Origin of the sequence: Salinibacterium sp. NSLL17 (genome assembly GCF_015864935.1) — a bacterium.
Lineage (GTDB): Bacteria > Actinomycetota > Actinomycetes > Actinomycetales > Microbacteriaceae > Rhodoglobus.
Window position 1 is genome coordinate 148,815 of sequence record NZ_JADYWH010000002.1, and the last position, 13,685, is coordinate 162,499.

The window sequence follows — 13,685 nt, forward strand, 5'->3', positions numbered from 1 at the left end:
TGTCGAGTCATTAACCCCAGGGGTACCCCTAGGGCGGGGTCCAGTCATAGCCATCCACCCACCACGCGAGGTGGATCCAGGCCCACTGTCCTGCAATGCACGCCGCGAGGAGCAGTCCGCGATACACCCGCGACTGCGGCAACGCGAGAGCGCCCGCCAGCGGGAACATGGGCATCAGGAGACGGAATGTGCTCGATTGTGGAAAGAATACGGCCAACAAATACAGCGCATAACTGGCAACCCACAAGCGCAGATCTACCCCGAGGCGTCGCGCAGGATTCGTGAAAAGAAAAACAAAGAAAGCGAGAACACCAGCGACGAGCATCACCAGCAAGAGCCACAGCGGCATCCGCCACCACTGAGCCCAAAATTCGGCCCCTTGGATCCAGGCCGCGAACGGTACCAATTCGCCGTACCCGACGTAGGGCGCCCGCCACGCGAGCTCGGTGTCGGTGTAGGCCGTGAGCGACCCCGTGGTCACCGCTGCGATGAGCAGCCAGGCAAAGCCCATCACGAGGCTGAAGGCAGTTGCCGAGAGTGCAGCAACGCGCTCGCGCAGCGGAAAGTCCTCACTGCGGCGAACCCACCAGCGATAAACCACGTGTAGTCCGAGCGCGAGCGCAAAGGCCAAGCCGCTCGGGCGGGTGAGGGACATGACCGCGATCACCGGCAACAGCATCCAGTAGTGGCGCTTCATCAACCAGTACAGCGCCAAGGTGAGTAAGAAGAGATGCATTGACTCGGCGTAGGAGACCTGCAGGATGGCCGAGAGTGGCGCGAAGCAGAAGATGGCGACCGCGAACAGGGCGGTGCCGGCGGGCAACACAAGGTGCATCACGCGGTAGAACAGCAGTGCGGCCCCCAGCGAGAACGCGACGGAGACGATGACGCCCGCCACGGCGAAGTCGAGCGTTGTCAGCGTCATGACGAACCGCACAACGGCGGGATAACCGGGCATGAAAGCCCACGCATTCTCGGCGAGGTGACCGGCGTCGGTCAGCGGCAACTCCGAGGGATACCCGGTCAGCGCAATGATGTAATACCAGTGGCCGTCCCAGATTTTCGCGAACGAGAAATAGTCGGGGGCAGGGCCCGTCCACGGGTTTTGCCCTTGGATGGATGCGAACCACAGCAGCAGCGAAGTCGTCACGACCCGCGAGGCAGCAAAGATCGCGATAACGGCGATCCACCAGCGCTCGGGAGCGAGTATCGCGGTTGTTGCGCGGCGCACCGTGGAGGTGAGCGAGCTGGTGGAGGCTAGCGAGCCGTCAGCCACGCCCGCAGTCCCTGCTCGCACGCCACGATCTCACTGGTGGCGACGCGCTCGTCGTCGGCGTGGGCGCGCAACGGGTTACCGGGGCCGTAGTTCACGGCGGGAACGCCGAGTTCAGCGAAGCGTGCCACATCGGTCCAGCCATACTTCGGGGCTGCTGTGCCACCGACCGCGGCGAGGAAGTCACGGGCGAGCGGAGCATCCAGTCCGGGGCGTGCGCCGCCAGCAAGGTCGGTGACTTCGAACTCGAAGCCGGCAAAGACCTCGCGCAAGTGCTGGATCGCTTGCTCGGTACTGCGGTCGGGGGCGAACCGAAAGTTCACGGTCACCGTCGCGGCATCCGGAATCACATTGCCGGCAACACCACCGGTGATGCCGACGGCGTTGAGGCCCTCACGATAGACCAGGCCATCGACTTCGTGCTGTTCGGGCTCATAGGCGGCCAGAATGGCCAGCACGGGCGCTGCGGCGTGGATGGCGTTCTCGCCCATCCAGGCACGCGCAGAGTGTGCGCGCAGCCCCGTGAGCGAAATGTCGATGCGAGCGGTGCCGTTGCAGCCGCCCTCCACTGTCGCGTTCGAGGGTTCACCGATAATCGCGAAGTCACCCGCCATCAGGTCGGGGCGGTTGCGCGCAATCCGGCCGAGGCCGTTGAGGTCGGCAGCGACCTCTTCGTGGTCGTAAAAAATCCAGGTCACATCGACGGCGGGGTCGGTGAGTTCTGCCGCCAGTTTGAGAGCAATCGCAACGCCGCCCTTCATATCAACGGTGCCGCGGCCAACGAGGTGTTCCTCACCGTCGATCATCTCGAGGGTTGTCGGCAGGTTCTCGTTCACGGGAACCGTATCGAGGTGCCCGGCGATCACGACGCGCTGCGCCTTGCCGCCGTTTGTGCGGGCAACGACGGCATCCGCATCCCGAATCACTTCAAGGTGGCTGAACGCCTTGAGGGCCGTCTCTACGGCATCCGCGATGCGCTGTTCGTTGCCAGAAACCGACTCGATATCGCAAATCTGGCGGGTCAGGTCGGGGCTTGACGCACCCAAATCGAGCACGGGAACGGTGAGATCGGTCGCAGGCATGCACCCAGTGTAAGTAACCTTGATGCATGACTTCGCGCACAGCATGGGGATACGGACTCGCAACAATCGCCAGCGACGGAACAACACTTGACGTGTGGTTCCCCGCTCCGCACCTGGGATCCATCCCTGAGGGCACTGACCCGCACTACACCCCCGCCGATCTTGAAGAGCACTTGGGGGCCGATGAGCGCCGCCGCGTGCGCACCGAATTCGTGACCGTTGAGATCGATTTGGATGCCGCACCGCAGAACGTTGCCGACGCCTACCTGCGTCTGCACCTGCTCAGCCACCTGCTCGTGCAGCCCAACAGCATCAACCTCGACGGTCTCTTCGGCGCCCTGCCGATCGTCGTCTGGACCAACGCCGGCGCGGTGCACCCCGACGACTTCCGCGAACTGCGCGTCTCGCTCAAGCGCCACGGCATCGTCGTGACCGGCATCGACAAGTTCCCACGGATGCTCGACTACGTCCTGCCCGAGCGCGTGCGTATCGCCGATGCCTCGCGCGTGCGCCTCGGCGCCTACCTCGCTCCCGGCACCACCGTCATGCACGAGGGCTTCGTCAACTTCAACGCCGGCACGCTCGGCAGCTCGATGGTCGAGGGCCGCATCTCTCAAGGTGTCGTTGTGGGTGACGGTGCCGACATCGGCGGCGGAGCATCCATCATGGGAACCCTCAGTGGCGGTGGAACCGAGCGTGTCTCGATCGGTGAGCGCGCGCTCTTGGGCGCCAACTCGGGAATCGGAATCGCGATCGGTGACGACACCGTCGTCGAAGCAGGGCTCTACGTCACGGCCGGCACCAAGGTCACCATCATTGATGGTTCGGCGACGCCGCGCCGCGTCAAGGCTGTCGAACTGAGCGGAGTCAACGGACTGCTATTCCGCCGCAACTCTGTGACCGGCGCCGTCGAGGTGCTGCCTCGCAGCGGCAGCGGTGTCGAGCTGAACACCGCACTGCACGCCTAACGATCCGCGCTGTGCGGTCCGCTCATCCGAACCGCACGCCCCCACACACGAACGGCCGGTTCCCCGAGGGGAACCGGCCGTTCGTCGTAAAGCTGCTGGTGCGCTAGCGCTGCGGCCAGTCGCGGGCTGCAGGGCCCGTGTAGAGCTGCTGCGGGCGACCGATCTTGGTCTTGGGGTCTTGGTTCATCTCGCGCCAGTTGGCGATCCAGCCCGGCAGACGACCGATGGCGAAGAGCACCGTGAACATGCGCGGCGGGAAACCCATTGCCTTGTAGATAACACCGGTGTAGAAGTCGACGTTGGGGTACAGCTTGCGCTCGATGAAGTAATCATCGGCCAAAGCGACCTCTTCGAGTTCACGAGCAATATCGAGCAGCGGGTCGCTGACGCCCAGATTGGCGAGCACCTCATCCGCACTCTCTTTGACGAGACGTGCACGCGGGTCGAAGCTCTTGTACACGCGGTGACCGAAGCCCATCAGGCGCACGCCATCTTCTTTGCGCTTCACACGATCAACAAACTTCTGAACGCCTTCGCCCGACTCCTGAATCTCGCCAAGCATCTTCAGAACAGCCTCGTTGGCGCCACCGTGAAGCGGACCGTAGAGAGCATTGATACCGGCGGAGATCGAAGCGAAAATGTTGGCTTCGGTCGAGCCGACCAGGCGCACCGTGGAGGTGGACGCGTTCTGCTCGTGGTCTTCGTGCAAAATCAGCAGGCGATCGAGCGCCTTGCTCAGCACGGGGTTGACCTCGTACTCCTCGGCCATGTTGCCGAAGTTGAGCTTCAAGAAGTTGTCGACAAAACTCATCGAATTGTCGGGATACAGCAGTGCCTGACCGAGTGACTTCTTGTGAGCGTAGGCCGCAATGACGGGCAACTTTGCCAGCAAACGGATGGTCGAGATCTCGACCTGCTCCGGGTCACGCACGTCGTGCGAGTCTTCGTAATAGGTCGATAGAGCCGACACCGCACTGGAGAGCACCGACATGGGGTGTGCGCTCGGCGGAAGGGCGTCGAAGAAGCGACGGAGGTCTTCGTGAAGCAGCGTGTGCCGACGGATCTTCTCATCGAACTCTTCGAGCTGCGACTTCGACGGCAGTTCACCGTAAATCAGCAGCCACGCTACTTCGAGGTAGGTGGAGTTGGCCGCGACATCTTCGATCGCATACCCGCGGTAGCGCAGGATTCCACGGTCGCCATCGATGTACGTGATCTCACTGCGGGTTGACGCAGTGTTCACGAAACCTTGATCAAGCGCCGTGTATCCGGTCTGCTTCATGAAGGTGGAGATATCGATGCTGTTGTGACCATCGACCCCACGGATAATGGGAAATTCTGCAGCACCGCCCGGAAAGTGGAGGGTGGCCTTCTCTGGGTCTTGAGGGGCTTCATTCACCGCTACAGCCTACAAGGGTTGAATGGCCACTGTCACACCAACCAACCAAACCAGACCGGTTTTAGAGGTCAACGACAAGGCCTTCGCCGGTTAGTGCACTTAAGCGAGCAAATCGAGGCGAGCGACCGCGTCAGCAATAGTGTCGTCACTCGCGGTGAGCGCGATTCGCACGTGTCGCGCAGGGCTCTCGCCGTAGAACGAACCCGGGACCACGAGGATGCCGGACTGCGCCAAATCTCCGACCGTCTGCCACGAGTCTTCGTACTTTGTGGCCCACAAGTAGAGGCCTGCAACGCTATCGTCCACGAAGAATCCCGCCCGTTTCAAAGCGGGCAGCAGCTTGGCTCGACGTGCACGATAGAGCTCCCGTTGGGCGGCAACGTGGGCGTCATCCTGAAGGGCGGTGACCATCGCGGCTTGCACGGGGCCGGGCACGAGGAGTCCGACGTGTTTGCGCACGGTGAGTAGCTCTGAGATGAGTCCCGAGCATCCGGCCACAAAAGCGGCACGGTAACCGGCCAAATTCGACTGCTTGCTGAGCGAATACACCGCAAGAACTGATGACCGGTCGCTGCCAATAACCTCGGGATCGAGAATGGATGGCGTGGGGTCGGGGCCATTCCAGTTAAGTTCGGCGTAGCACTCGTCTGAGGCGATGACTGCACCCAATTCGCGAGCGCGGGCAACAGCAGCGCGCAGCTGCTCAACGTCAGCGACGCGACCATCAGGGTTACCCGGGCTGTTCAGCCAGACGAGAGCAGTGTTCTCGGGCCACGATGCAGGGTCGTCGGATGCCACAGCAGTAGCGCCAACCATGGCCGCCCCAATGGCATACGTCGGGTACGCGACCGAGGGATGCACGACGACGTCGTCCTTGCTGAGCCCCAGCAGCAGCGGCAGCAGTGCCACGAACTCTTTGGAACCGACGGTCGGCAGAATATTGTTGACGGTGAGTCCGGGCACACCACGGCGGCGCTCAAACCACTCGACGATGGCCTCACGCAGCTGAACTGTGCCCATGGCGGTGGGGTAGGCGTGAGCATCCGTGGCCGTCGCCAAACTTTCGCGGATAACCGTGGGGGTAGGGTCTACCGGTGAACCGACAGACAGGTCAACGAAGCCATCGGGGTGAGTGCGCGCAATCGTGCCGTACGGCACAAGCGAATCCCAGGGAAAATCGGGGAGAGCCAACGGCGTGCGCGCCATTAGTCTGAGGACCCGCCACCCTCAGGCAGGGCCGCGATGAGGGCGTGATCCTTGGGAATCACACCAACCTTTGCTGCTCCACCGGGTGAGCTCACCTCGAGGAGATCAAAGAACTCAACGTTGGCCTTGTAGTAGTCGGCCCACTTATCGGGCAGGTCATCTTCGTAATAGATGGCCTCAACCGGACACACCGGCTCGCACGCTCCACAGTCAACACACTCATCCGGGTGGATGTAGAGCATGCGGTCGCCTTCATAAATGCAGTCGACTGGGCATTCATCTACACACGCGCGATCTTTAAGATCGACACAGGGCTGAGCGATGACGTAGGTCAAGAGATATCCGCACCTTTCACGGGAGAGTTCAACTCAATGTTAGCGCGGCTCGCCGGCGAAACCTGACGGTTCACCCGAGGCCACCCCACCACAATGAGCACCACGAGCACGGGCGCAAAAGTCCACACGTAGCCCGCAACATTTGCCGGGATCAAAATTGTTCCGCCAGGCATTGCCGCAGCCAAAATTGCCGACATCACCAGAACACCCAGCGAGGCAAAACCTGCCGCGACTCGGGTGTCATAAATCAAACGCAGGCCGAGGATGAGCGCCGTCACGAGCGTGACAGACACCACGATTCCCCACGGCACGCGAACATCGCCGATCGTGAACGCTGACTGGTGCACGGCGGTCAAGACGAGACCGACCAAAGCCCCCAGCGCGAGAGAAACCAGAGCCAAGATGATGCGCTCCACACGACTGCGTTCGCCAATGACCAGTTCGCGGCGACGCAAGCGACGCAAATACTCCGGCGGCGTCGAAATGCTCTCTCCTACCGGAACCTCATTGCGATAAATCTCTGTCGCCCGACGCTTAAACGCGAGGGCCGTTGCCGACGACACCGCCACTCCACGATCAACAGGAACAGCGGATGCCGTATAGAAAGGCACCCCCGCAAGTTCAGTCGCCAGAACCGCGGCTTCGTGCACGAGCAGCGCCTCGGCGCCGCGCGCCGTTCCGCTGGACTCCTTGGCGTAGCTGACGACGACATCCGGCTTCAACGAGGTGATTGCTGCAGCTAGGTCGGAGGCGAGAGCGCGGGCGTCGAGCGTGCTGAACTGGCGACCATTGTCTTCGCGCAAAATGTGGTGAGAGGTAATGCCGAGGATTTCGCGCACGACCTCGTCGACGGACACCGCCGCACGTTCGCCGGTGTCGGCGCCTGCCCCGGCATCCGCTTCAGCGTCAGCAACTGCGGTGTTCGCTTCTGCACTGCTGCCCGTAGTGGCGCTTGTGGCCACGGCACTCGGCACTGCGGCGCCGTGCGAGACCGTCTCTGGCACGCTTCCGGTCGAGGGCGATGCCTCAATAGCGGCGGTCGCGTTGTTGCTGCAGCTGAGCACAATGAGTTCAGTGCCACGCTGAACAAGCGTTGCAATGGTGGCGCCGAAGACGTACGCCTCATCTTCTGGGCGTGCGGCAACAACCAATACCCGTTGTGCGCGATCTTTCACGGCCATTCCTCCACCATTTATTCTGCAGTAGACAGAATAAGCACAGGTAGCCGAATTAGGGTTGCTTAGGTTAGGCTTACCAACCTGTCCAGAACTCAATCGACAAGAGAGTCTCGTGCTCGCAAACTTCCTGATCGGCCTACGAGAAGGCCTTGAAGCCGCGCTTGTGGTTGGCATTCTCATCGCCTACGTTCGCAAGATCGATCGCACCGATGTACTCCCCCGCATCTGGCTCGGAGTGGCTATTGCCGTCGTGTTGTCCCTCGGCCTCGGTGCGAGTCTCACATTTGGCGCCTATGGCTTGTCATTCCAGGCTCAAGAGCTCATCGGCGGCATCCTCTCTATCGTTGCGACCGCCTTTGTCACGTGGATGATCTTCTGGATGCTGCGCGCAGCACGCGGCCTCGGTCGCGAACTGCGCAGCGAGGTTGATTCTCATCTCACGGGCGCGGGCTGGGGTCTCGTTCTCGTCGCGTTCCTCGCGGTCGGTCGCGAAGGTATCGAAACCGCCCTCTTTATTTGGGCAGCAGTGCAGGCGAGTGGCTCGACCGCACTCCCCCTCACTGGCGCAGCACTCGGTATTGCTGCCGCAATCGTGCTCGGCTACCTCATCTACCGCGGCGTCGTCAGCATCAACCTCACTCGCTTCTTCACCTGGACAGGCGCGATCCTCATCATCGTCGCCGCCGGCGTGCTCTCCTACGGTGTGCATGATCTGCAGGAGGCTGGCGTGCTGCCGGGCCTCCACGCGCTCGCCTTCGACGTCAGCGCGGCTATCCCGCCCGACAGCTGGTACGGCACTTTGCTCAAGGGCACGCTCAACTTCTCCCCCGCAACCACGTGGCTCGAAGCCGGTGTGTGGCTCGCCTATGTCGGGGCTGTCATGACGATTTTCATCCGCACTGTTCGCGGCAACAAGCGTGCTGACAAGCCGCTGCTGCCCGAAGCACACCTCAGCACTCAAGGAGCCTGATGACCACCCGCCCCACCCGCTACGGATTCGCCGCGGCGGCAACTGTCGCCGCGCTCGCTCTGACCGGCTGCGTTGCCAACAGCACCGAAGCCACCGCCGACAACACAATCACTGTCGACAGCAGTGCCACAGACTGCGCCGTGAGCGCCAGCGAAGCGCCAAGCGGCACCCTTGTCTTCTCCGTCACGAACTCCGGTGACCAGGTCACCGAGTTCTATCTGCTGGCGGATGACGGGCTGCGCATCGTCGGCGAGGTCGAGAACATCGGACCCGGCATCAGTCGCGATCTCGTCGTATTGGCTCAACCTGGTGACTACTTCACGGTCTGCAAGCCAGGCATGATCGGCGAGGGAGTTGGCACGGCCGCGTTTACGGTCACCGATTCGGGTACCGATTTGTCGTTCAGCGGTGACACTGCCGAGCAAATCGCCGCGGCTAACGCCAATTACAAGAGCTACGTCAAGGATCAGATTGAGAATCTCGTCGTAGGCACAGAAGACTTTGCTGCCGCGTACATCGCGGGCGACGATGACGCTGCTCGCGCTCTCTACGCCCCCACGCGCGTGTTCTGGGAGCGTGTCGAAACAGTCGCTGAGTCGTTCGGTGACCTCGACCCGCGCATGGATCTGCGCGAAGCCGACCTTGAAGACGGTCAAGAGTGGACCGGCTGGCACGCCATGGAGAAAGATCTCTGGCCTGCGGATGCCGAAGCCGGCTTCGAACCCTACGACCAGTCCAAGCGTGAAGCGCTTGCGTCGCAACTCGTCGAAGACACCAACACGCTGTACAACAACGTGCAAGATCTTGAGTTCACACTCGACCAGCAGACCAACGGCGCCATCGGCCTCCTCGACGAGGTGGCCAGTGGCAAGGTGACCGGAGAAGAAGAGTTCTGGTCGCACACCGACCTCTGGGATTTCCAAGCCAATATTGATGGCGCTCGCGTGCTCTACGACGGCGTTCGCGACATCCTCGTCGCGAAGGATGCCGATCTTGCGGCCACCCTCGACGCGGAATTCGACGAGCTGCAGGTATTGCTCGATGCCCAGCGTGAAGGCGATGGCTTCCGCCTCTACACTGAGCTGTCCACGAGCGAAATTCGCGCGTTCTCCGATCAGGTGAACGCACTCGCCGAGCCCCTGTCCCGTCTCACCGCGGTGCTGGTGCTCTAGCTCCACTCCGCCCATCCCTGGCCGCTGCAGACAGCAAGCGCCGCCCACCACCCCACACCGAAAGAACTGCAATGCCGACAGATGACACCAAGGGTCTCTCCCGCCGCGGCCTCCTCGGGCTCGCCGGGGCTGGTGTCGTGGGTGCCGGACTCGGCGTTGGTGGGGCTTTCGCCTTCGGCGGCGGTGACGGCTCGTCGACGACGGGCAACGATGTCGCCGCGACCTACCCGTTCTTCGGCGATCACCAATCGGGCATCATTACGCCGGCTCAGGATCGACTGCACTTCGCCGCCTTTGACGTCAATGACATCTCTCGCGACGAACTCATCGAATTGCTCCAGGACTGGAGCTACGCCGCCGCGCGCATGACCACCGGCGAAGCCGCAGGCGACTACGGCCCCGCGAGTGGACCCTACGATGCGCCACCGGATGACACGGGCGAAGCCCTCGACCTGCCACCGGGTGGTCTCACGATCACTTTCGGGTTCGGCCCCGCCCTGTTCGATGACCGCTTCGGGCTCGCCGGCAAACGACCAGCAGCCCTCATTGACCTCCCCAAGTTCCCCAGTGACGCTCTGCTGCCCGAACTCGTCGGAGGTGACCTCTGCATCCAAGCGTGCAGCGACGACCCGCAGGTCGCCGTTCACGCGATCCGCAACCTCTCGCGCATCGCCTTTGGCCGCGCCACATTGCGCTGGTCTCAGCTCGGCTTCGGCCGCACGTCGTCAACAACGCAAGCGCAAAAGACGCCCCGCAACCTGTTCGGCTTCAAAGACGGCACTGCAAACCTCCGCGCCGAAGATACCGACGGCGTGAATGAACATGTGTGGGCGGCATCCAACGATGGAACCTCGTGGATGACCGGCGGCTCCTATCTCGTCAGCCGCAAGATTCGCATGACCATCGAAACGTGGGACCGCACCTCGCTCCGTGAACAAGAGACGATCTTCGGGCGCACCAAGGGTGAAGGCGCACCGCTCAGCGGCGGTTCCGAGTTCACCGACCCCGACTTCGAACAGGCTGGTCGCGATGATGCGCCGCTGATTGACGAGAATTCACACATGAAGCTCGCCCACCCCGACACTCACGGCGGCGCACAAATTCTGCGACGCGGCTACAACTTCGTCGATGGCAACGATGAGCTCGGGCGCCTCAACGCTGGCCTGTTCTTCATCAGCTTCCAGCGCGATCCCGAAACCCAGTTCGTGCCGATTCAGCTTGCGCTCTCCCGCAACGACCTCATGAACGAATACGTGCGTTACGTCGGCTCAGCGATCTTCGCCGTGCCGCCAGGGGCGCACTCGGGCAGTTTCATCGGAGCTGGGATGTTCGACCTCGCCTAACACGGTCGACCACCGCCGCTAGGCAGCCAGCCGTCGGGCTTGCTCGCCCTTCCGGCCACTGACCTTCCGACCTCTGTGCCGAAGTAGCCTATTCGCCCATCGAAGCGGGCGCGACAGTGTAGTTCGCGGTGTAGCCATCATCGGTGTGCGCGACGAGGACGACGACATTCCACGAATCGTTTGAGAAGAGAACCGAACCGGCACCATCAGCACCGCCGGCTTGCACTTGTGACTCGTAACCGGCATCCGCAAATTGCGTTTCGATGGCATCGAGGGGCGATTCAGTGCCCGTCAAGATGGTGATGTTGTAGCCGCGGTTATCTCCGTCGCCGGCAGCAATACCAAACTGCACTTCGCCGGCGGCCAGTGGCACCGCGCTGGGGAAGCCCTCGGGAACCTCATCGCCGCCGAGGCTCACTTTGCCGCCCGTAGCCTGTTCCACGATTCCACCGATGGGGTTATCGCCGAAACAGCCCGATAGCGCTGGCGTAATGGCCAAGGCCAGAACGAGGGCGACGGATGCGCTAACACTGCGGCGGGCGCTCAACATGACTAACTCCAGAAGTGACGCGATGGTGCGGCTGAGTGCGCCGTTAACCAGCGATGCAGCCACGATCAGGATGACCGTAGCTGCATCGTACTCCGCGCAGATTGCTGACTCATGTGAGCCTGCTGCGAGAAGAAAGGTTAGGCGTTTTGCTTCTTCATACGCGACGTGCTGCGTGCGCGAGCGTTGGCATCGAGCTCGACCTTACGGATTCGCACGAACTCCGGAGTTACCTCTACGCACTCGTCTTCGCGAGCGAATTCGAGGCACTCTTCCAACGTGAGCTTGCGCGACGGAGTCATACGCTCGAACGAGTCCGAGGTCGACTGGCGCATGTTGGTGAGCTGCTTTTCCTTAGTGATGTTGACGTCCATGTCGTCGGCGCGTGAGTTCTCGCCAACAACCATGCCTTCGTAAACCTCCTGCGTGGGCTCAACGAAGAACGACATGCGCTCCTGCAAAGCAACCATCGCGAACGGAGTAGCCGCACCGGCACGGTCAGCGACGATTGAGCCGTTGACACGGGTAAGAATTTCGCCGGCCCACTGGTCATAGCCGTGCGAGACCGCGTTGGCGATACCAGCACCGCGGGTGATGGTCATGAACTCGGTGCGGAATCCAATGAGACCACGCGAAGGAACAACGAACTCCATGCGAACCCAGCCGGTGCCGTGGTTGCTCATGCCGTCCATGCGGCCCTTGCGGGCGGCGAGAAGCTGAGTGATTGCACCCAAGTACTCTTCTGGAGCGTCGATCGTGAGGTGCTCGAACGGCTCGTGAAGCTTGCCGTCGACCCGCTTGGTAACTACCTGGGGCTTACCGACGGTGAGCTCGAAGCCTTCGCGACGCATCTGCTCAACGAGGATGGCGAGAGCAAGCTCTCCACGACCCTGAACTTCCCAGGCATCCGGACGACCGATGTCGACGAGCTTGAGCGAGACGTTACCGACGAGTTCGCGGTCGAGACGGTCCTTGACCATGCGAGCGGTGAGCTTGTGGCCCTTGACCTTGCCGATGACCGGCGAGGTGTTGGTTCCGATGGTCATCGAGATTGCGGGGTCGTCAACCGTGATGGTCGGCAACGGGCGAACATCGTTGGGGTCACAGAGAGTTTCACCAATGAAGATGTCCTCGAAGCCTGCAACAGCGACGATGTCGCCGGGGCCGGCGCTTTCGGCCGGGTAACGGTCGAGAGCCTTCGTGATCATGAGCTCGGTGACGCGCACGTTGGCGACGCTTCCATCGTGCTTGACCCAGGCAACAGTCTGGCCCTTCTTGATGGTGCCGTTGAAGACACGCAGAAGAGCAAGACGGCCGAGGAACGGCGAGGAGTCAAGGTTGGTAACCCAGGCCTGCAGGGGGTGCTCGTCGTCGTACGACGGTGCGGGAACGTGCTTGAGGATGGCGTCGAACAAAGGCTCGAGGTCATCGTTGTCAGGCAAGGTGCCGTTCTCAGGCTTGTTCCAGCTTGCAGCACCGGCACGGCCGGAAGCGTAAACGATCGGGACATCAAGAATGGCGTCCAAGTCGAGGTCGGGAACGTCGTCTGCCATGTCGCTCGCGAGGCCGAGGAGCAGGTCCTGGCTTTCGGCAACAACTTCGTCAATGCGCGCATCCGGACGGTCAGTCTTGTTGACCAACAGGATCACGGGAAGCTTGGCTTCAAGAGCCTTACGAAGAACGAAGCGAGTCTGCGGAAGCGGGCCCTCACTGGCGTCAACGAGCAGAACAACACCGTCAACCATGCTGAGTCCACGCTCAACCTCGCCACCGAAGTCGGCGTGGCCGGGGGTGTCGATGACGTTGATCGTGATGGGACCATCGGTGGCGTACTTGCCGTTGTACGAAATCGCGGTGTTCTTCGCGAGAATCGTGATGCCCTTTTCGCGCTCGAGCTCGTTCGAGTCCATTGCGCGCTCTTCGAGGTGCGCGTGCGCTTCGAACGAGTTCGTCTGGCGAAGCATCGCGTCAACGAGAGTTGTCTTTCCGTGGTCAACGTGGGCAACGATTGCTACGTTGCGCAAATCGCTGCGAGTGGCCATAGCCATAGCAATATTCCTTAATTCATTGGAGGCTGTGCGGTCTTTCACCGCAGACGCTGCGCAGAAATTCTCGGCAGCAGATCGGCGGCCTGATGCCACCGGGTAAAGATCTTGGGAGGGCGCAGAAGATCATTCAGAGTATCCTGCTCCACCAGTTTACCCTGTTTGAC

Annotated in this window: 12 protein-coding genes; 4 read left to right on the forward strand and 8 right to left on the reverse strand. The window is 61.8% G+C overall.

Annotated elements, in window-relative coordinates:
- Nucleotides 1-28 precede the first annotated feature (28 nt).
- Entirely contained in the window at nt 29-1,276 is a 1,248-nt protein-coding gene (locus I6E51_RS10375) for a hypothetical protein (protein ID WP_197110276.1), read from the reverse strand.
- Entirely contained in the window at nt 1,258-2,355 is a 1,098-nt protein-coding gene (gene dapE / locus I6E51_RS10380) for a succinyl-diaminopimelate desuccinylase (RefSeq protein ID WP_197110277.1), read from the reverse strand. The genes I6E51_RS10375 and dapE overlap by 19 nt, the downstream gene beginning before the upstream one ends.
- A gap of 26 nt (nt 2,356-2,381) precedes the next feature.
- Between dapE and dapD the strand changes: the two genes are divergently transcribed.
- Nucleotides 2,382-3,323 (forward strand): 2,3,4,5-tetrahydropyridine-2,6-dicarboxylate N-succinyltransferase, encoded by a 942-nt coding sequence (gene dapD, locus I6E51_RS10385; protein WP_197110278.1) that lies wholly within the window; start codon nt 2,382-2,384, stop codon nt 3,321-3,323.
- A gap of 103 nt (nt 3,324-3,426) precedes the next feature.
- On the opposite strand, the gene I6E51_RS10390 is transcribed toward dapD, so the two are convergent.
- From I6E51_RS10390 to I6E51_RS10405, 4 genes are all read right to left on the reverse strand, one after another.
- Nucleotides 3,427-4,722 carry a citrate synthase gene (locus I6E51_RS10390; protein WP_197107378.1) on the reverse strand — a complete coding sequence of 432 codons (1,296 nt, stop codon included), beginning with the start codon at nt 4,720-4,722 and terminating at the stop codon, nt 3,427-3,429.
- A 99-nt stretch (nt 4,723-4,821) separates the two neighbouring features.
- Complete coding sequence (gene dapC, locus I6E51_RS10395) at nt 4,822-5,928, reverse strand: succinyldiaminopimelate transaminase (RefSeq protein WP_197110279.1); 1,107 nt, start codon at nt 5,926-5,928, stop codon at nt 4,822-4,824.
- Entirely contained in the window at nt 5,928-6,263 is a 336-nt protein-coding gene (gene fdxA, locus I6E51_RS10400; protein WP_197107380.1) for a ferredoxin, read from the reverse strand. Before fdxA ends, dapC begins: the two co-directional genes overlap by 1 nt.
- Nucleotides 6,260-7,438, reverse strand: coding sequence for a PIG-L family deacetylase (locus I6E51_RS10405; RefSeq protein WP_197110280.1), 1,179 nt, complete (start codon nt 7,436-7,438; stop codon nt 6,260-6,262). The genes fdxA and I6E51_RS10405 overlap by 4 nt, the downstream gene beginning before the upstream one ends.
- A gap of 115 nt (nt 7,439-7,553) precedes the next feature.
- Between I6E51_RS10405 and efeU the strand changes: the two genes are divergently transcribed.
- The 3 genes from efeU to efeB all read left to right on the forward strand — a co-directional run bounded on the left by efeU (nt 7,554) and on the right by efeB (nt 10,926).
- Nucleotides 7,554-8,411, forward strand: coding sequence for an iron uptake transporter permease EfeU (gene efeU / locus I6E51_RS10410; RefSeq protein ID WP_197107382.1), 858 nt, complete (start codon nt 7,554-7,556; stop codon nt 8,409-8,411).
- On the forward strand, nt 8,411-9,583 hold the full coding sequence (efeO, locus tag I6E51_RS10415) for an iron uptake system protein EfeO (RefSeq protein WP_197107383.1): 1,173 nt from the start codon (nt 8,411-8,413) through the stop codon (nt 9,581-9,583). The genes efeU and efeO overlap by 1 nt, the downstream gene beginning before the upstream one ends.
- Before the next feature lie 71 nt (nt 9,584-9,654).
- Nucleotides 9,655-10,926 carry an iron uptake transporter deferrochelatase/peroxidase subunit gene (efeB, locus tag I6E51_RS10420; protein ID WP_197107384.1) on the forward strand — a complete coding sequence of 424 codons (1,272 nt, stop codon included), beginning with the start codon at nt 9,655-9,657 and terminating at the stop codon, nt 10,924-10,926.
- A gap of 88 nt (nt 10,927-11,014) precedes the next feature.
- On the opposite strand, the gene I6E51_RS10425 is transcribed toward efeB, so the two are convergent.
- Complete coding sequence (locus tag I6E51_RS10425) at nt 11,015-11,539, reverse strand: hypothetical protein (protein WP_307783912.1); 525 nt, start codon at nt 11,537-11,539, stop codon at nt 11,015-11,017.
- A gap of 74 nt (nt 11,540-11,613) precedes the next feature.
- Nucleotides 11,614-13,521 carry a translational GTPase TypA gene (gene typA / locus I6E51_RS10430; RefSeq protein ID WP_197107385.1) on the reverse strand — a complete coding sequence of 636 codons (1,908 nt, stop codon included), beginning with the start codon at nt 13,519-13,521 and terminating at the stop codon, nt 11,614-11,616.
- Between the last annotated feature and the right edge of the window lie 164 nt (nt 13,522-13,685).

Coding starts and splice junctions, on each gene's coding strand:
- dapE (WP_197110277.1), bottom strand. CDS start 2,355: ATGCCTGCGACCGATCTCACCGTTCCCGTGCTCGATTTGGGTGCGTCA.
- dapD (WP_197110278.1), top strand. CDS start 2,382: ATGACTTCGCGCACAGCATGGGGATACGGACTCGCAACAATCGCCAGC.
- dapC (WP_197110279.1), bottom strand. CDS start 5,928: ATGGCGCGCACGCCGTTGGCTCTCCCCGATTTTCCCTGGGATTCGCTT.
- efeO (WP_197107383.1), top strand. CDS start 8,411: ATGACCACCCGCCCCACCCGCTACGGATTCGCCGCGGCGGCAACTGTC.
- efeB (WP_197107384.1), top strand. CDS start 9,655: ATGCCGACAGATGACACCAAGGGTCTCTCCCGCCGCGGCCTCCTCGGG.
- typA (WP_197107385.1), bottom strand. CDS start 13,521: ATGGCTATGGCCACTCGCAGCGATTTGCGCAACGTAGCAATCGTTGCC.